At 64.8% G+C, this 17,607-nt stretch carries 15 protein-coding genes; 6 read left to right on the top strand and 9 right to left on the bottom strand.

All coding sequences use genetic code 11. The annotated features are described in order from the left end of the window. Positions 1–28: 28 nt before the first annotated feature. The 6 genes from IVB48_RS15365 to IVB48_RS15340 form a co-directional block, all read right to left on the bottom strand. Complete coding sequence (locus IVB48_RS15365) at positions 29–508, bottom strand: DUF1579 family protein (RefSeq protein ID WP_007604324.1); 480 nt, start codon at positions 506–508, stop codon at positions 29–31. A 4-nt stretch (positions 509–512) separates the two neighbouring features. After that, positions 513–1,709: an ADP-forming succinate--CoA ligase subunit beta gene (gene sucC, locus IVB48_RS15360; protein ID WP_007604323.1), complete on the bottom strand. Its 1,197-nt coding sequence runs from the start codon at positions 1,707–1,709 to the stop codon at positions 513–515. Between the two features lie 217 nt (positions 1,710–1,926). Then, entirely contained in the window at positions 1,927–2,895 is a 969-nt protein-coding gene (gene mdh / locus IVB48_RS15355; RefSeq protein ID WP_007598869.1) for a malate dehydrogenase, read from the bottom strand. Positions 2,896–3,097: 202 nt separating this feature from the next. After that, entirely contained in the window at positions 3,098–4,282 is a 1,185-nt protein-coding gene (zapE, locus tag IVB48_RS15350; RefSeq protein ID WP_247400629.1) for a cell division protein ZapE, read from the bottom strand. A 207-nt stretch (positions 4,283–4,489) separates the two neighbouring features. Then, on the bottom strand, positions 4,490–5,026 hold the full coding sequence (gene thpR / locus IVB48_RS15345) for an RNA 2',3'-cyclic phosphodiesterase (protein WP_007598862.1): 537 nt from the start codon (positions 5,024–5,026) through the stop codon (positions 4,490–4,492). A gap of 174 nt (positions 5,027–5,200) precedes the next feature. After that, positions 5,201–5,848: an arylesterase gene (locus tag IVB48_RS15340; protein WP_247400660.1), complete on the bottom strand. Its 648-nt coding sequence runs from the start codon at positions 5,846–5,848 to the stop codon at positions 5,201–5,203. A gap of 55 nt (positions 5,849–5,903) precedes the next feature. Here IVB48_RS15340 and IVB48_RS15335 point away from each other — a divergent pair, with 55 nt between their 5' ends. From IVB48_RS15335 to IVB48_RS15320, 4 genes are all read left to right on the top strand, one after another. Then, positions 5,904–6,626 (top strand): ABC transporter ATP-binding protein, encoded by a 723-nt coding sequence (locus IVB48_RS15335; RefSeq protein ID WP_007604314.1) that lies wholly within the window; start codon positions 5,904–5,906, stop codon positions 6,624–6,626. Beyond that, positions 6,623–9,193: an FtsX-like permease family protein gene (locus tag IVB48_RS15330; RefSeq protein WP_247400628.1), complete on the top strand. Its 2,571-nt coding sequence runs from the start codon at positions 6,623–6,625 to the stop codon at positions 9,191–9,193. The genes IVB48_RS15335 and IVB48_RS15330 overlap by 4 nt, the downstream gene beginning before the upstream one ends. 270 nt (positions 9,194–9,463) lie before the next feature. Next, entirely contained in the window at positions 9,464–10,255 is a 792-nt protein-coding gene (locus tag IVB48_RS15325; protein WP_007598855.1) for a Bax inhibitor-1/YccA family protein, read from the top strand. Between the two features lie 227 nt (positions 10,256–10,482). Beyond that, positions 10,483–11,013 (top strand): GNAT family N-acetyltransferase, encoded by a 531-nt coding sequence (locus tag IVB48_RS15320; RefSeq protein WP_247400626.1) that lies wholly within the window; start codon positions 10,483–10,485, stop codon positions 11,011–11,013. Between the two features lie 106 nt (positions 11,014–11,119). On the opposite strand, the gene IVB48_RS15315 is transcribed toward IVB48_RS15320, so the two are convergent. The 3 genes from IVB48_RS15315 to acnA all read right to left on the bottom strand — a co-directional run bounded on the left by IVB48_RS15315 (position 11,120) and on the right by acnA (position 15,816). Beyond that, positions 11,120–11,488 carry a DUF2794 domain-containing protein gene (locus IVB48_RS15315; protein ID WP_027566393.1) on the bottom strand — a complete coding sequence of 123 codons (369 nt, stop codon included), beginning with the start codon at positions 11,486–11,488 and terminating at the stop codon, positions 11,120–11,122. A gap of 597 nt (positions 11,489–12,085) precedes the next feature. After that, positions 12,086–12,862 (bottom strand): DUF1223 domain-containing protein, encoded by a 777-nt coding sequence (locus IVB48_RS15310; protein ID WP_247400624.1) that lies wholly within the window; start codon positions 12,860–12,862, stop codon positions 12,086–12,088. A 233-nt stretch (positions 12,863–13,095) separates the two neighbouring features. Next, positions 13,096–15,816: an aconitate hydratase AcnA gene (gene acnA, locus IVB48_RS15305; RefSeq protein ID WP_027566391.1), complete on the bottom strand. Its 2,721-nt coding sequence runs from the start codon at positions 15,814–15,816 to the stop codon at positions 13,096–13,098. A gap of 242 nt (positions 15,817–16,058) precedes the next feature. Between acnA and ccmA the strand changes: the two genes are divergently transcribed. Next, complete coding sequence (ccmA, locus tag IVB48_RS15300; RefSeq protein WP_247400622.1) at positions 16,059–16,661, top strand: heme ABC exporter ATP-binding protein CcmA; 603 nt, start codon at positions 16,059–16,061, stop codon at positions 16,659–16,661. A 232-nt stretch (positions 16,662–16,893) separates the two neighbouring features. Further along, positions 16,894–17,562, top strand: a complete 669-nt coding sequence (gene ccmB, locus IVB48_RS15295) for a heme exporter protein CcmB (RefSeq protein WP_007598845.1) — start codon at positions 16,894–16,896, stop codon at positions 17,560–17,562. The last annotated feature ends 45 nt before the right edge of the window (positions 17,563–17,607 follow it).

The following is a 17,607-nucleotide window of genomic DNA, read 5'->3' as shown; positions in this document are numbered from 1 at the left end:
TGCTTTCGCGAAACTAACGAGTGAGAGGTCAGTGGATGCGGCGGTAGACGCCGGTGAGCACGTCGGCCCAGCCTTCCGCGTCCGGCGAGAACTGGATCTTCAACGAATAGGAATCGTCGTCGATGATTTCATAGACGTGGCGCGCATTGCCGCGGAGCGAGCCGCGCACCAGCGTCAGGGTCTTGCCGACCCACCCGCCGGAGGCGGGCGAGGGCGGCGTGTAGCCGAGCGAATCGTACCAGAACAATTTGTAGGTCCGGTCTTCGCGGTCGAAGGTGAAGATGCCGTGGGTGGCGAAGCTCTGCTTGCCGTCGCGGGTCTGGACCGAGTCTTGGATCAGGTAGAAGCCATTGAGATCCATGTGGGCCACGACGCGAGAAGTCGCCGTTCCGCCCTCCGTCCAGCGCGACGGAAAGACCACCTCTTCGCCATTCCATTCACCGGCGAACGCGGCAAGACGCGCGTGCTCCGGCAGCGGGGATGATGCAGCGAGATGGTCCTGGGTCATGGCCTCAGCCTCCCTTGACGGCCTTCACGATCTTCTGCGCGGCGTCGTCGAGATTGTCGGCCGGCACCACGTTCAGGCCGGATTCACGGATGATCTTCTTGCCCAGCTCGACATTGGTGCCTTCGAGGCGAACCACCAGCGGCACGCTGAGGCCGACTTCACGGACGGCGGCGGTGACGCCCTCGGCGATCACGTCGCACTTCATGATGCCACCGAAGATGTTGACCAGAATGCCCTTCACGTTGGGATCCGCAGTGATGATCTTGAAGGCGGCCGCGACCTTTTCCTTGCTGGCGCTGCCGCCGACGTCGAGGAAGTTCGCCGGCGCCATGCCGTAGAGCTTGATGATGTCCATCGTCGCCATCGCGAGGCCGGCGCCGTTGACCATGCAGCCGATATTGCCGTCGAGGGTGACGTAGTTGAGGTCGTATTTCGACGCCTCGATTTCCTTGGCGTCTTCCTCGGTCTCGTCGCGCAGCGCGAGCACCTCGGGGTGACGGAACAGGGCGTTGTCGTCGAACGACACCTTGGCGTCGAGCACGCGGAGCTGACCCTGCTTGGTCACGACCAGCGGGTTGATCTCCAGCATCGACATGTCCTTGGCGACGAAGGCCGCGTAGAGCTGCGCGGTGAGCTTCTCGGCCTGCTTGGCGAGATCGCCGGAGAGTTTCAGCGCGTTCGCGACGGTGCGGCCGTGATGGCCCATGATGCCGGTCGCGGGATCGATCGAGAAGGTCACGATCTTCTCAGGGCTGTTGTGCGCGACGTCCTCGATGTTGACGCCGCCCTCGGTCGACACCACGAAGGAGACGCGGGAGGTCTCGCGGTCGACCAGGATCGAGAGGTAGAATTCCTTGTCGATGTCGGAGCCGTCCTCGATGTAGAGGCGGTTGACCTGCTTGCCGGCGGGTCCGGTCTGGATGGTGACGAGCGTTGCGCCGAGCATCTGCTTGGCGAATTCGGAAACTTCCGCGGCCGACTTGGCGATGCGGACGCCGCCCTTGTCGCCGGCCGAGGCTTCCTTGAACTTGCCCTTGCCGCGGCCGCCGGCGTGGATCTGGCTCTTCACGACCCAGACCGGGCCCGGAAGTGCCTTTGCCGCTGCGTCCGCGTCGGCCGCCTTCAGGACCGGAACGCCCTTGGAGATCGCGACGCCGAACTCGTTCAGCAGCGCTTTGGCCTGATATTCATGGATATTCATATGGTCGCTCCCTGAACCCGCGGGCGGTGACCTCGTAGGCCCACCTCAGTCTTGTGGCTGGCATACCATATACCACAGGAACTGCAACCCGGATTCTCTGACATCGATCTCTGGACTTGCGGACCAGGACCCGCCCCAACCTTAAACAAGGTTTGGCGGAACCCCGGAAATGAAACCGCCGAAGACCGGGCTTCGGTCTTCGGCGGAATATCTGACCTTAGCGGCCCAGAAGGTCCGGTGCGATCTTCTTGCAGGCGTCAACCAGACCCTGCACCGCGCCGACCGACTTGTCGAAGGCTTCGCGGTCCTTGCCGACGAGCTCGATCTCGACGACGCGCTCGACGCCCTTGGAGCCGATCACGACGGGCACACCGACATACATGTCCTTCACGCCGTATTCGCCGTTCAGGTAGGCGGCCGAGGCCAGCACGCGCTTCTTGTCACGCAGATAGCTCTCGGCCATCGCGATCGCGGAAGCCGCCGGCGCGTAGAAGGCCGAGCCGGTCTTGAGCAGATTGACGATCTCGGCGCCGCCGTTGCGGGTGCGGTCGACGATCTCGTCGAGGCGCGCCTGGGAGGTCCAGCCCATCTTGACGAGATCGGGCAGCGGGATGCCGGCGACGGTGGAGTATTTTACCAGCGGCACCATGGTGTCGCCATGGCCGCCCAGTACGAAGGCGGTGACGTCTTCGACCGAAACGTTGAACTCGTCGGCCAGGAAGTAGCGGAAGCGCGACGAATCCAGCACGCCGGCCATGCCGACGACCTTCTTGTGCGGCAGGCCGCTAGCCTTCTGCAGCGCCCAGACCATCGCGTCGAGCGGGTTGGTGATGCAGATGACGAAGGCGTCGGGGGCGTACTTCTTGATGCCCGCGCCGACCTGCTCCATGACCTTGAGGTTGATGGAGAGGAGGTCGTCGCGGCTCATGCCGGGCTTGCGCGGCACGCCGGCGGTGACGATGCAAACTTTTGCGTTGTCGAGCGCCTCGTAGGAGTTGGCGCCGGTGTAGTGTGCGTCAAAGCCGTCGACCGGCGAGGACTGCGCGATGTCGAGCGCCTTGCCCTGCGGCACGCCCTCGGCGATGTCGAACATCACCACGTCGCCCAGCTCTTTCAGGCCGATGAGATGAGCCAGCGTTCCGCCGATCTGACCGGAGCCAATCAAAGCAATTTTGTCGCGCGCCATGTGAGCCTGTCCTTTAGACACGTAAGGAGGGGAAAACTGAGACGGGTGGTTATCCCTTTCGCCTCCCCCGTTCAAGTCACGGCTTGCCCAATTGTCGGGCTTGCCGCGTATTCGAGCGCAACCTCGTCATTCCGGGGCTTGGGAAGCGCCGACCCCGGAATGACAGCGCTGGCAAATAGGACTTAAGTCTCGCCCAAGCCCTTTACGTCTCAACCAAACCTTTGGTCGAGCCGCTGGCGGTGGAATCCTTGCGGCCGTGGGGCAGCGCCAGATAGGATTCCGAGCTCATTTCGATCAGGCGCGAGGCGGTGCGCTTGAACTCGTTGGCCTCGTTGCCCTCGTTGGCAAGATAGAGCGAGATCGGGTTGGCATCGGCCGAGGCCATCAGCTTCACGGCATTGTCATAGAGCGTGTCGATCAGCGTGATGAAGCGCTTGGCGGCGTTGCGCTGGGAGAAATCCATCACTGGAATATGGTCGACCAGGATGGTGTGATAATCGTGCGCCAGCCTGAGATAGTCCGATGCCCCGAGCGGCTTCTCGCAGAGATCGGCGAACGCGAAGCGCGCCACGCCGTGGGCCGAGCACGGCACGTGCAGGATGCGGCCCTTGATCGAAATATCGCGCGACTTGCATTTGGCGCCGCCTGACATCTTCGACCAGGCGCGGTCGAGCGCGGCGTCCGCCTCAGTGTCCGCCGGCGTCAGCCACATCGGCACGCCCTGAAGCTTTTCCAGCCGGAAGTCGGTGCGCGCGTCGAGCCGCAGCACGTCCATGTGGTCGGTGATCTGCCTGATGAAGGGCAGGAACAGCGAACGATTCAGACCGCCCTTGTAGAGGTCGTCAGGCGCGACGTTGGAGGTCGCGACCACGACGGTGCCGAGCTCCAGCAGCTTTGCGAACAGGCGGCCGAGGATCATCGCGTCCGCGATGTCGGTGACGTGGAATTCGTCGAAACAGAGCAGCCAGCTCTCCTCGAAGATCGCATGCGCGGTCAGCGCGATGACGTCGCCATCGGCGATCTCGCCGCGCGCGATGCCCTGGCGAAAATCGTAGATGCGCTCGTGCACCTCGGCCATGAATTCGTGGAAATGCGCGCGCCGCTTGTGCTCGACGGTCGAGTGCTGGAAGAACAGATCCATCAGCATGGTCTTGCCGCGACCGACCTCGCCATGGACGTAGAGTCCGTGGGGCGCCTCGTCCTTGTCGCTGCTGAACAGGCGGCTGAGCAGGCCCTGCTTGCGCGCCGGCTTGTAATCGGCGAGCCGCTGGTCGAGCGCCGCATAGGCGTCGGCAATATCGGCCTGCGCAGCATCGGGCTCGATCGCGCCGGACGCGATCTGGGCCTGATAGGCCTCGCGGAATGAGGAACTGGGGGTCGAGAGCATGCTCTTTACCGCCAGAGATGAGCGGAAATTGCAAGCCGTGAATTGGGGCGGGGCGCTATGCGTTCGGTGTCCCGGACGCGCTCCAGCGTGCAACGCTGCTGCGCAGAGCCGGGACCCACCATTTGGTACATCGATCGTAGAGCGATGGGCCCCGGCTCTGCAGCGCACCGCTTCGCGCTGCGCAGCGTCCGGGGCACGAGAGCTTCGCTACTCACACAGCTCGTACGCGTCCTCGACCACATACGGGCCGCCGCCGGTTGAGGCGCGGGACGAGAACAAAACAAAACGCTCGGCCGTGAACGCCTTGCTGGGAAAATAGCCGCGCAGCGAGAGATAATCGGCGACGTCACGGTCGGTGGCGTCGTGCAGCCGGGCCAGCGTGACATGCGGGATGAACTTGCGGCCTTCCGGGTCGAGGCCGATCCGTTGCATCAGGCGCTCGAGCTCGGCCTGCAATTCCATCAGCGGCTTGCTCGGCACGATGGTGGCGACCACCGCGCGCGGCTTGCGTCCGCCGAAACTCTGCAAACCCTGCACCTTCACCTCGAACGGCTTGCGATCGACGCGAAACAGCATCGAGGCGATTTCGTTGGCGGACATGCCGTCGATATTGCCGATGAAGCGCAGGGTGACGTGGTAATTCTCGGGATCGATCCAGCGGGCGCCGGGAAGGCCGCCCCGCAAATTGGAAAGCGACTGGCCAATCTCGGCCGGAATTTCCAGACCAGTGAACAAACGCGGCATCGTTTCGCACTCCCGATGCTTGGGCATGATCCGAGGGCAGGATCATATCCAAATTTTAGAGCCGGCGACGAATCACCGGTACCTTAATTCCTATCGCAGTTGTGTGACTCTGCGAAGCATCGCGCGCCTCACCCCGGTAAAACCCTGGGATTTACGGTCGGCGCTGCCTGCTTTTCAACGCCGCTGCTCAGCTATCGTGCCAATGAATGCCTCAACCGTGGGCAAGATATTCTTGACGATGATGTCGACGCCGGCCGCGGTCGGATGAATGCCGTCGGCCTGGTTGAGCTTGGCATCGGCCGCGACACCGTCGAGAAAAAACGGATAGAGCGGCACGCCAAATTTTTTCGCCAGATCCGGATAAATCGAATTGAAGCGCGCGGCATAGTCCGCGCCGTAATTCGGTGGCGCCAGCATGCCGCACAGCATCACCGCGATCTTGCGCGCCTTGAGGCGCTGGACGATCTCGGTCAGCGCGGCGCGCGTCAAATCGGGATCGATGCCGCGCAGCGCATCGTTGGCGCCGAGCTCGATGACCACACCGTCGGTTCCGTCGGGGACCGACCAGTCGAGCCGGTCACGGCCCCCCGAGGAGGTGTCGCCGGAGACCCCGGCATTGGTCATGTCGACCACTATGCCTTTGTCTTGCAAAGCTTTTTGAAGCTTGGTGGGGAACGCTTGCTGGGCCGGGAGGCCGAGGCCGGCGCTCAAGGAATCGCCGAGAACCACCAGCTTGATCGGCTTCGCCGCCTCGGCCCATGCCGGAGCCCACGCCGGATTTGCGACCGTCATCAAAGCGAACATCAACACGGCTATGTGCATGAACAATCCGTAACGCCTCTCGACCGCGCGTGCGGAGTTGCCATATGACCGGACCATGGACACTCGCATCTCTTCCTCTTCGCTCGCCGACAGTTCGGCGGACACCATCGCCATCTCCAACGTCAATCTGTCATTGGGTACGGGCGCGGCACGCGTTCACATTCTCAAGGATATCAGCTTGCGCGTGGGCCGGAGCGAGACGATCGGCCTGATCGGCCCGTCAGGCTCGGGCAAATCCACGCTGCTGATGGTGATGGCGGGGCTGGAGCGTCCTGATAGCGGAGAGGTGGTGGTCAGCGGCACGCCTTTCAATGCCCTCGACGAGGACGCGCTGGCCCGCTTCCGCGGCCGCCAGGTCGGCATCGTCTTCCAGTCCTTCCACCTGATCCCGACCATGACCGCGCTGGAGAACGTCGCAGTGCCGCTCGAGCTTGCGGGCAATCCCGACGCCGCCAAGCGCGCGGCGCAGGAGTTGCAATCGGTCGGGCTCGGCGACCGTCTGCATCATTATCCGACGCAGCTCTCCGGCGGCGAGCAGCAGCGCGTCGCGCTGGCCCGCGCGCTGGCACCCGATCCCGCGATCCTCGTTGCCGACGAGCCGACCGGCAATCTCGACGAAGCCACGGGACAACAGATCGTCGACCTCCTGTTCAGCAAGCATGCCGAGCGCGGCATGACGCTGGTGCTGGTCACGCACGATTCGTCGCTCGCGCATCGCTGCGATCGCGTGATCCGCCTGCGCTCCGGGCGCATCGACACGCAGTCGGCGCCGGCATGAGCGCTGCTGCCGAACCGTTTACGAAGCCCAACGGCGTCGCGCTGTCGCTGCGCTACGCGCTGCGCGAATTGCGCGGCGGCCTGCGCGGCTTCTACGTCTTCATCGCCTGCATCGCGCTCGGCGTGATGGCGATCGCCGGCGTCGGCTCGGTCTCGGCGAGCCTGAGCGACGGCCTCGCGCGCGAGGGTCGTACGCTGCTGGGCGGCGACGTGTCGTTCGTCCTGTTTCAGCGCGAGGCGAAGCCGGAGGAAGTCGCCTTCCTGCGTTCGCGCGGCACCGTCTCGAGCGCCGCCACACTGCGCGGCATGGCGCGCTCGGCCGAGGGCAAGCTGGCGCTGGTCGAGATGAAGGCCGTCGACGACACCTATCCGATGCTCGGCCAGTTGACGCTGGCGCCACCGCTGCCGATGTCCGACCTGCTCGCGGAGCGCGACGGCGCGTTCGGCGCGGCCGCCGATCCGACACTGCTGGCGCGGCTGTCGCTCAAGACCGGCGATCGCGTCACCGTCGGGGCTGCGACGTTCCAGATCCGCAGCGCCGTCGAAGCCGAGCCCGACAAGCTCGCCGGCGGCATCGGCTTCGGCCCGCGTTTCCTGATCAGCGAAGCGGGCCTGCGCGCCACGGGGCTGGTCCAGCCCGGCAGCCTGGTGCGCTGGGTCTATCGTGTGAAGCTGCCGGAGATCGCCAATAGCGAGCGCGCCACCGACGCCTTCATCGCGGACGCCCGCAACGCCGCGCCGCAGGCCGGCTGGGAGGTCCGCAGCCGCTCCAATGCCTCGCCACAGCTCGAGCGCAACATCAATCGCTTCACGCAGTTCCTGACGCTGGTCGGCCTCGCCGCGCTGCTGGTCGGTGGCGTCGGCGTCGCCAATGCCGTCAAGGCCCATATCGACCATAAGCTCGAGGTGATCGCGGCCTTCAAGGCCGTCGGCGCCACCGGGCGCGACGTGTTCGGCATCTATCTCGCCCAGGTGCTCCTGCTCGCCGCGATCGGCTCGGCGATCGGCCTCGCGCTCGGCGCCGCCATGCCCTTCGCGATCGTCGGCCTGTTCGGCAAGCTACTGCCGCTGCCGGTGGTGCCGGCGGTGCATGCCGACGAGCTCGCGCTGTCGTTCGTCTACGGGCTGCTCACGGCGCTTGCCTTCGGCCTGTGGCCGCTCGGGCGGGTGCACGACGTGCCGGTGGCCGCCCTGTTCCGCGACACCATCAGCTCGGAATGGCATCGGCCACGCTGGAGTTATCTCGTTTTCATGGCTGTCGTGATCGCGCTGCTCATCGCGGTCGTGATCGGGCTGTCCTTCGACAAGCGCATCGCCGCCGTGTTCGTGGCCTCCTCCGTGGTCGTGTTCGCGCTGCTGCGCGGCATTGCCGCGCTGTTGATGACGATCGCGCGGCGGCTGCCGCGCACGCGCTGGCCAATGCTGCGACTTGCGATCGCCAACATCCACCGGCCGGGCGCGTTGACGCCCTCGGTCGTCCTGTCGCTTGGCCTCGGGCTCGCCGTGCTCGTCACCATCACCCAGATCGACGGCAATCTGCGCCGGCAGTTCCTGGCGGCACTGCCCGAGCACGCGCCATCGTTCTTCTTCATCGACATTCCGAGCACGCAGGCCGAGCAGTTCGACTCATATCTGCGCCAGATCGCCCCTGGCGCGACGGTCGATGACGTCCCGATGCTGCGCGGGCGCATCGTCGGAGCCCGTGGCGTCCGCGCCGAGGAGCTCAAGCCCAGCACCGATTCCGAGTGGGTGCTGCAGAGCGACCGTGGCCTGACCTATACCGCCGAGCTGCCGAAAGGCTCCAAGGTGGTCGAGGGCGAGTGGTGGAGCGCCGATTATGCCGGCCCCCCGCTGGTTTCGATGGAGAAGAAGATCGCGGACGGACTCGGGCTCAAGCTCGGCGACGAGGTCGTGGTCAATATCCTCGGCCGCGACATCCCCGCGAAGATCAGCAATCTGCGCAGCATCGACTGGCAGGGCCTCGGCATCAATTTCGTCCTGGTGTTCTCGCCAAACGCCTTCAAGGGCGCGCCGCACACCCACATCGCGACGCTGACCGAAGCCGGCGGCGATGCGGCGGGCGACGGCAAGATCATCAAGGAGGTCGCTGACGCCTATCCGATGGTGACGAGCGTGCGCGTGCGCGAGGTGATGGAGACGGTCGGCTCGGTCGTGACCAACCTGGCGCTGGCGATCCGCGGCGCCAGCGCGGTGACCCTGATCTCGGCGATCCTGGTGTTGGGCGGCGCTCTCGCCGCCGGCCATCGCCACCGGGTCTACGATGCGGTGATCCTCAAGACCCTCGGCGCGACCCGGCTGCGGCTGCTCGGCGCCTATGCGCTCGAATACCTCCTGATCGGGCTTGCCACCGCAATGTTCGGCGTTTTCGCCGGCAGCGTCGCGGCCTGGATGATCGTGACCCGGCTGATGACCCTCACTTTCGTCTGGCAGGGCGGCAGCGCCGCCGGCGTGGTCGCGGCTGCCTTGGTCGTCACGGTTGGCCTCGGGCTCGCCGGCACGCTGCTGGCGTTGAACAAAAAGCCCGCCACGGTGTTGCGGAATTTGTGACAAATGGTAGCGGGCGGGTGCGCGGGAGCGAAATCGCACGATTCCGGCGATTAACCACGTCCGCTCGTCTGGATTGCAGGGAAGGGCGACATTCAGCCGCGCGTGGACGGTTGCAGCGGATGTGTTAGTTTCCCACATATCGAATGGGTTCGGAGCCCCGATTGTTAGCCAAAATTTAGTCGGCAGACATCGGTATCCGAGATAGAATTTGACGAACCGGCGGCGTGGCGACCCTCATGCCGGACCGGACCAACCAACGGGAATTCGACCATGTCGGACCTAGACCGTAACTACGCTTCTCCTTTCGGCAGGGCCGCCGGGCGTGTTGACGCCGCGACGGTCGATGCCGGCCTGCGCGCCTACATGCTGCGCATCTACAACTACATGAGCATCGGCCTGGCCATCACCGGCTTGGCCGCGCTCGGCGTCTACATGGCCGCCGTGACTGACGTTCCGACCCCGGAAGCCGTCCGCGTCGGCAAGCTGTTCCTGACGCCGTTCGGCTACGCGATGTTCGTCAGCCCGCTGAAGTGGCTGTTCATGCTCGCGCCGCTCGCCATGGTGTTCGTGATCTCGGCGGGCATCAACCGTCTCGCTCCCTCGACTGCCCAGATCCTGTTCTGGGTGTTCGCGGCGCTGATGGGCGTCTCGCTGTCCTCGATCTTCCTGGTGTTCACGCACACCTCGATCGTGCGGGTGTTCTTCATCACCGCGGCGACCTTCGGCGCGCTCAGCCTCTACGGCTACACCACCAAGCGTGACATGAGCGGAATGGGTTCGTTCCTGTTCATGGGCCTGATCGGCATCGTCATCGCGAGCCTGGTGAACCTGTTCCTGGCGAGCTCGGTGCTGCAGTTCGTCGTGTCGGTGGTCGGCGTGCTGGTGTTCGCGGGCCTCACCGCCTGGGATACCCAGCGGCTGAAGAACGACTACATCTACGGCTACGCCTCGGCCGGCGGTGACATCGCAGAGCGTGCGGCCATCACCGGCGCGCTGTCGCTGTACCTGAACTTCATCAACCTGTTCACGCTGCTTCTGCAGCTCCTCGGCCAGCGCGACTAAGCGTCAGACCAGAGCGAACGACACCAGCCCCGGCCGAAAGGCCGGGGTTTTTGTTTGGGGTGAGCCTCTCCACACCTACCGTCATTGCGAGCGCAGCGAAGCAATCCAGAGTCCCTCCGCTGGTGCATTTCTGGATTGCTTCGTCGCAAGGGCTCCTCGCAATGACGGAGTATGAGGAGGCACCGTTGCCTCTTCCAGCCGTCCCGGGAAGGCTCTAATCTCGCCCCATGTCCGCACCAGATATCAGGCCCACCACTGAGGCCGACCTTCCCGCCATCACCGCCATCTACCAGCAGGCTGTCCGCGAGGGCACCGCGACGTTCGAGCTGCAGCCGCCCGACCTCACCGAGATGACGCGCCGCTACCGCACGCTGATCGACGGCGGCTACCCCTATTTCGTCGCCATCCTGGACGGGCGCGTTGCCGGCTACGCCTATGCCGGCGCCTACCGGCCGCGGCCGGCCTACCGCTTCACGGTCGAGAACTCGATCTATCTCGATCCGTCCTTTCACCGCCGCGGCATCGGAGCGCTCCTGCTGGAGCGGCTGATCGTCGAATGCGAGGCGCGCGGCTTCCGCCAGATGATCGCCGTGATCGGCGATTCCGCCAATGCCGGCTCGATCGGCGTGCACACCAAGGGCGGCTTCAGGATGATCGGCACGCATCCCAGCGTCGGGCTGAAATTTGGCCGCTGGCTGGACACGGTGATGATGCAGCGCGACCTCGGCGAGGGCGCGACTACGGTGCCGGAGAAGTAGGGTTCAGCTCTTGTAGCCCGGATGGAGCGAAGCGAAATCCGGGAAAGGTTCATCCGCGGATACGACTGCCCCGGATTGCGCTGCGCTCCATCCGGGCTACGAAACGCTACACCACCGCCAGCTTGCGATCGATCACCAGGAGCACGCGCTCCAGCTCGTGGCCGCGGCGCAGGATCAGGCCCGTCGCCGAGATCACGCTGTACATGCCCTGCTTGCGCGCGAGGCGCGGATCCTTCTCGATGCGATAGATCGGCACTTCCGAAGCGCGGCGAAAGACCGAGAACACGGCGCGATCCTTGAGGAAGTCGATGGCGTAGTCGCGCCACTCGCCGTCGGCGACCATCCGGCCGTAGAGATTGAGAATACGGTGCAGCTCGAGCCGGTTGAACGTTACGCGGCTCGGTTGCGCATTCGAAGCGGCGGGGCGCGCCGCCGCGCGCTGTTCGCTCGGATCGGCATCCTCCGACAGACTCATAGGCTGCCTCCTGTCGTATCAGCATGACCGCGTCCGCGAAGACCGTCCCCGGAACCGCGGATCATGACAGTTGCATGATCGCGCCAACTGTTCCCCACTGCAAGGGGCCCTGTAAGGACGTTGGACCGGAGCAAACCGCCCACACGTAGCGGTGGAACTCTGTCGCGGCAAACCGTCACGGGATCGTTAGCAGGAATCATAGTGTCGCCGCTTTTCCGCCAAGCGACTGCCGCCCTGCATTGCGAAAAGACCTGTGTGCGTTGACCCGGTCCTTTCGGTTCCGGATTCCTCAGCCCCCAGCCCCCCGGGGCCGTCAGGATCGGGTCTGTTCGCACGACAAGGAGGGCCAACGCGAGTTGGTCCTTTTTTGTTTGGGCCGGTTTTGTTTGTGTCGGGATGCTTCCGCCTCGACGGATCTCTTCCTCATCAGCGAGAACACTCCCTCCCCTCATCCTGAGGAGCCGCGAAGCGGCGTCTCGAAGGATCGAGGCCGAGCTGCCTCAGCAGGGCCTGCGTGGTTCGAGACGCGCGCAAGAGCGCGCTCCTCACCATGAGGATTGAGACTGTGCTTGAATCGGAAAATTCGAAGTGTGCGCGTTAGTGCAGCGACGTGTACGCCGCGCCCAGCATCGGGCCCGGCTTTTCCCGGCTGCCGTCCTGGACGTAGACCACAGCACCGTCGACGCCGTCGCGCGTGAGGTTCTCGATCGGCACCGTCCAGCTTTCCGGACGGCCGGTCCAGTCGCCGACCTTGAGCAGGTTGCGCACCACGTTATGATAGATGACCTGCTGTCCGCGATTTTCACCGCGGCTGATCGCGATCGGCACCGACTTCGCAATCGAGCAGATCCAGACCTCGCCGTGGGACGCCGTCGGCTCCTTGCTCGCGGCCACCGAGACGTTGATCTGCTTGCCCGCGAGCGACATCGTCACCGGTACGCTCATCACACCAGTGCCGGCGTCGGTTTTGCCGATCGCGCTTTCGATGCCAGTGCGATCGCTGCCGACGACATGCGTGGAGCCGTTGACCACGACCTGCGGCGTGTAGACTTCGCGGTCGCCGCGCATGCGCGAATAGGCACGCTGCCGTGCAGAGAAGCGCGAATCGGCCAATGTGTCCTTCCAGCCGAGATAGTCCCAATAGTCGATCGGCATGCTCAGCGCGATGATCGAGGGATCGCGGGCGAGGTCGCCGATGATCTTGTCGGCCGGCGGGCAGGACGAGCAGCCCTGCGAGGTAAACAATTCGACAACGGCGCGGGGATCAGCCTCGGCAGGACGAATGACGGCGACGATCGCACAGAGACCAAGTGCACCCGACCAGAGGGCGCCGGACCAACGTGAAGCCAGATGAGAAGCCGTCATTGTTGTCATGTCGAACGCCGCACACCATTGCTCGCGAGAGGGAAACCTTACCGCCGGATGGTCACCGTAGTCTTACGGGCCTCACACATTCATCCGCCACAGCAGCCGTCCAGGGCGTGAGGTTGTCCGCCGGGCGGGCCATCCGAAGCCTGCCGCAAACGCGTGAAGGCGGCCTTGTGATAGGCCGCCTTCGTGTAACCTACTACTCACTTCGCAGTGAGCCACCGTTCACAAATCCGCGCTTACGCCGCGAGCTTGCGCAGCACGTAGTGCAGGATGCCGCCGTTGCGGTAGTATTCGAGCTCGTCCAGCGTATCGATGCGGCAGAGCAGCGAAACGCGCTGCAGCGAACCGTCGCCGGAGACGATCTCCGCGGTCAGCTTCTGGCGCGGCTTGAGGTCGCCGATGAGGCCGCGCAGCGTGACCTTCTCGTCGCCCTTCAGACCGAGCGACGACCAGGAGGTGCCGTCCTCGAAGGTCAGCGGCAGCACGCCCATGCCGACCAGGTTGGAGCGGTGGATGCGCTCGAAGCTCTGGCAGATCACGGCACGCACGCCGAGCAGACGCGTGCCCTTCGCGGCCCAGTCGCGCGAGGAGCCATTGCCGTATTCGGCGCCGGCGAACACCACCAGCGGCACCTGCTCCTGCTGGTACTTCATCGCGGCGTCGTAGATCGACATCTGCTCGCCGTCTGGCCAGTGTTTTGTCAGACCGCCCTCGGGGATATTTCCATCCGCGCCCTTGAGCATAAAATTCTTGATGCGGATATTGGCGAAGGTGCCGCGCATCATGACTTCGTGGTTGCCGCGGCGCGTGCCGTACTGGTTGAAGTCGGCCGGACGCACCTGGTGCTCGCTGAGATATTTGCCGGCGGGCGAGGTGAGCTTGATCGAACCGGCCGGCGAGATGTGGTCGGTGGTGATCTTGTCGCCGAACATGGCAAGGATGCGGGCCTCGACGATGTCGGTGACCGGCTCCGGCTCCTTCTTCATGCCTTCGAAATAGGGCGGGTTCTGCACATAGGTCGAGCTCATGTTCCAGCGATAGGTCTCGCTCTCGACCGTCTTGATCTTGCGCCAGTTGGTGTCGCCCTTGAACACGTCGGCATACTTCTTCTTGAAGATCGACGCGGTCACGAACTTCTTCATGAAGGCGTTGATCTCCTTCGTCGTAGGCCAGATGTCCTTGAGGTACACCGGCTTGCCGTCCTTGCCTTCACCGAGCGGCTCGATGGCGAGGTTCTTGGTGACGGTGCCCGCGAGCGCATGAGCGACCACGAGCGGCGGCGAGGCGAGGTAGTTCGCCTGCACGTCCGGCGAGACACGGCCTTCGAAGTTGCGATTGCCGGAGAGCACCGCAGCCGCGACGATGCCGTTGTCGTTGATCGACTTCGAGATCTCCTCGGGCAGCGGACCGGAATTACCGATGCAGGTGGTGCAGCCGAAGCCGACCAGGTTGAATCCGACCTTGTCGAGATCGGCCTGGAGACCGGAATCGGCGAGATAGGCCGCCACCACCTGGCTGCCGGGTGCCAGCGAGGTCTTCACCCACGGCTTTGCCTTGAGGCCCTTCGCGGCGGCGTTGCGCGCCAGCAGACCGGCGCCGATCAGCACGCTCGGGTTCGAGGTGTTGGTGCAGGAGGTGATTGCGGCGATCACGACGTCGCCATGGCCGATGTCGAACTTCTTGCCGTCAACGGCGAAGCGCTTGCCCGGCTCCTCGGCCTTCTTGTATTCGCTGGCGAGCGCGAGCGAGAAACCCTCGGGCACGGACGGCAGCGCAATGCGGCCTTCGGGGCGCTTCGGACCGGCCATCGACGGAACGACATCACCGAGGTCGAGCGTCAGCGTCTCCGTGAACACCGGATCGGGCGACTTGGCGGTGCGGAACAGCCCTTGCGCCTTCGCATAGGCCTGCACCAGCGCGACGCGCGCCGAGGCGCGGCCGGAGGTCTTGAGATAATCGAGTGCCGCGGCATCGACCGGGAAGAAGCCGCAGGTCGCGCCATATTCGGGCGCCATGTTGGCGATCGTCGCCTTGTCGGCGACCGAGAGATGGTCGAGGCCGGGGCCGAAGAACTCGACGAACTTGCCGACGACGCCGAGCTTGCGCAGCATCTGCGTCACCGTCAGCACGAGATCGGTCGCGGTGACGCCTTCCTTCATCGCGCCCTTCAGCTTGAAGCCGACGACGTTGGGCAACAGCATCGACAGCGGCTGGCCGAGCATGCAGGCTTCCGCCTCGATGCCGCCGACGCCCCAGCCGAGCACGGCGAGACCGTTGACCATGGTGGTGTGGGAATCGGTGCCGACCAGCGAGTCGGGATAGGCGACCTCGAAGGTGCCGGTCTTCTTGCCGACCGTCATCTTCTCCTTCTTGGTCCAGACCGTCTGGGAGAGATATTCGAGATTGACCTGGTGGCAGATGCCGGTGCCGGGCGGCACGACGGAGAAGTTCGAGAACGCCTTCTGGCCCCATTTCAGGAACTCGTAGCGCTCCTGGTTCTGCTTGTACTCCTCGGTGACGTTCTTGCCGAAGGCCTTGTTGTCACCGAAGAAGTTCACGATCACGGAGTGGTCGATGACGAGGTCGACCGGCACCAGCGGATTGATCTTCTCGGCATCGCCGCCGAGCTTCTGCATCGCATTGCGCATCGCGGCGAGATCGACCACGGCGGGCACGCCGGTGAAGTCCTGCATCAGCACGCGCGCCGGGCGGAAGGCGATCTCATGCTCCAGCGACTTCTTGCGCAGCCATTTCGACACCGCGACGATGTCTTCCTTCTTGACCGAGCGGCCGTCCTCGTTGCGGAGCAGGTTCTCGAGCAGGACCTTCATCGAATAGGGGAGTTTCGAAATTCCCTTCAGACCATTCTTCTCGGCCGTGGGCAGGCTGTAATAGACATAGGTCTTGGCGCCGACCTTGAGGGTCTTTTTGCATTTGAAGCTGTCGAGCGAGGTCATGTAGGAAATCCCAATTGTTAGTTATACCCGGCAGGGTATTTTAACACCGTCAGCGTAGGCAGGCTGAGTCGCTTGCAGGGGCAGGTTGAGTTGCTGCATCAAGTAGTTCCGGGCTTATAGAAGCTTTCTAACCGCGCCGCCACAGCCACAAACGTGCCGCGGCAATCCGCGAGCCAAAAATTCCCATACGCTACCCCAAGTTTTCCTGAGGCCTGGCTTTGAGCGGATCGATACGAGGCAAGATGCAGCTTTCCGGACGCGGGGTCACATGCGTGCGGGGCGGCCGCGAGGTGTTTGCCAGGCTCGACTTCGGGGCCGTCTCCGGCGAAGCCGTGGCGGTCGTCGGCCGCAACGGATCGGGCAAGACCTCGCTGCTGCGGCTGATCGCGGGCCTGCTCATTCCGGCGGGCGGCACGATCGCGCTGGACGGAGGCGATTCCGAGCTGACATTGCCGGAGCAATGCCACTATCTCGGCCATCGCGACGCCCTGAAGCCGGCGCTGAGCGTGGCGGAGAATCTGACATTCTGGGCCGATTTTCTCGGCGGGGAGCGTTTCGACGCCGGCGAGAGCCTCGCCACCGTCGGGCTCGACCATGCCGCCGATCTGCCTGCCGCCTTCCTGTCCGCCGGCCAGCGCCGCCGGCTCTCGCTGGCCCGCCTCCTGACCGTCCGCCGACCGGTCTGGCTATTGGACGAGCCGACCACGGCGCTGGATGTCGCGGGACAGGACATGTTTTCCGGATTGATGCGCGAGCACCTCGGCCGCGGCGGCCTGATCATCGCCGCCACCCACGCCCCGCTCGGGATCGATTCGCGGGAGCTGCGGATCGGGGGGACGGCATGATTCCCGTGGACCCTCAGCTTTTCGAGCGGCCGGTCGCCGCTCTCGCACCCGGGACGCAGTCGTCGCCGCGGGCTCCCTCGCCTCTCCCGCTTGCGGGAGAGGTCGGCGCGCAGCGCCGGGTGAGGGTTCTCTCCGCTGGGGGAATCTTCGTTGTCGAGACACCCTCTCCCCAACCCTCCCCCGCAAGCGGGGGAGGGATCGCACCGTGCCTCAGGCACGATGGGAGCCCCCCATGACCGCCCTGTCTGCCCTCATTCGCCGGGACATCCGGATCGCGCTCCGCGTCGGCGGCGGGGCGTTGATTGGCGTGCTGTTCTTCCTGACCGTGGTGGTGCTGATGCCGTTTGCGGTGGGGCCGGATCTGGCACTGCTGTCGCGGCTCGGGCCGGCGATCCTGTGGCTGGGGGCACTGCTGGCGAGCCTGCTGACCCTGGACCGGCTGTTCATGGCCGACCACGAGGACGGCTCGCTCGACCTGATCACGATGAGCCGGACCCCGCTGGAACTCGCCTGCGCGGCGAAGGCGCTGGCGCATTGGCTGGCCGCCGGCCTGCCGCTGATCGTCGCAACCCCCGTGCTCGGCCTGCTGCTCAACCTCGACATGGTCGCGACCGGCGCGGTGGCGCTGACGCTGCTCGCCGGCACCCCGGCGCTGACGTTTACCGGAATGATCGGGGCGGCGCTGGCGGTGACGCTGCATCGAGGCGGCTTGCTGATGGCGGTCCTGGTGCTGCCGCTGTCGATACCGGTGCTGATCTTCGGCGTCGCGGCCTCGCAGGCGGTAATCGTCGGCCCCATGACATTCGGCGCGCCGTTCTCGATCCTGTGCGCGCTGTCGCTGGTCAGCCTCGTGATCGGGCCCTTCGCGGCTGCGGCGAGCCTGAAGCATGGGCTGGATTGAGATGGACTGGACTGACCTTGACCCCGATCAACTTTCGCTGCGGAC

The organism is Bradyrhizobium sp. 76 (assembly GCF_023073025.1).
Taxonomy (GTDB): Bacteria; Pseudomonadota; Alphaproteobacteria; order Rhizobiales; family Xanthobacteraceae; genus Bradyrhizobium.
The sequence above is the reverse complement of the archived record's forward strand: the minus strand, read 5'-3'. Positions and strand labels throughout refer to the sequence as shown.

Bases quoted from the DNA above. Each gene is read 5' to 3' on its own strand.
- acnA (WP_027566391.1), bottom strand. From the start codon at position 15,816: ATGACCTCGCTCGACAGCTTCAAATGCAAAAAGACCCTCAAGGTCGGC.
- thpR (WP_007598862.1), bottom strand. From the start codon at position 5,026: ATGCCGCGTTTGTTCACTGGTCTGGAAATTCCGGCCGAGATTGGCCAG.
- IVB48_RS15365 (WP_007604324.1), bottom strand. From the start codon at position 508: ATGACCCAGGACCATCTCGCTGCATCATCCCCGCTGCCGGAGCACGCG.
- IVB48_RS15320 (WP_247400626.1), top strand. From the start codon at position 10,483: ATGTCCGCACCAGATATCAGGCCCACCACTGAGGCCGACCTTCCCGCC.
- IVB48_RS15325 (WP_007598855.1), top strand. From the start codon at position 9,464: ATGTCGGACCTAGACCGTAACTACGCTTCTCCTTTCGGCAGGGCCGCC.
- mdh (WP_007598869.1), bottom strand. From the start codon at position 2,895: ATGGCGCGCGACAAAATTGCTTTGATTGGCTCCGGTCAGATCGGCGGA.
- IVB48_RS15330 (WP_247400628.1), top strand. From the start codon at position 6,623: ATGAGCGCTGCTGCCGAACCGTTTACGAAGCCCAACGGCGTCGCGCTG.
- sucC (WP_007604323.1), bottom strand. From the start codon at position 1,709: ATGAATATCCATGAATATCAGGCCAAAGCGCTGCTGAACGAGTTCGGC.
- IVB48_RS15340 (WP_247400660.1), bottom strand. From the start codon at position 5,848: ATGCACATAGCCGTGTTGATGTTCGCTTTGATGACGGTCGCAAATCCG.
- IVB48_RS15335 (WP_007604314.1), top strand. From the start codon at position 5,904: ATGGACACTCGCATCTCTTCCTCTTCGCTCGCCGACAGTTCGGCGGAC.
- IVB48_RS15315 (WP_027566393.1), bottom strand. From the start codon at position 11,488: ATGAGTCTGTCGGAGGATGCCGATCCGAGCGAACAGCGCGCGGCGGCG.
- ccmA (WP_247400622.1), top strand. From the start codon at position 16,059: ATGCAGCTTTCCGGACGCGGGGTCACATGCGTGCGGGGCGGCCGCGAG.
- IVB48_RS15310 (WP_247400624.1), bottom strand. From the start codon at position 12,862: ATGACAACAATGACGGCTTCTCATCTGGCTTCACGTTGGTCCGGCGCC.
- zapE (WP_247400629.1), bottom strand. From the start codon at position 4,282: ATGCTCTCGACCCCCAGTTCCTCATTCCGCGAGGCCTATCAGGCCCAG.
- ccmB (WP_007598845.1), top strand. From the start codon at position 16,894: ATGACCGCCCTGTCTGCCCTCATTCGCCGGGACATCCGGATCGCGCTC.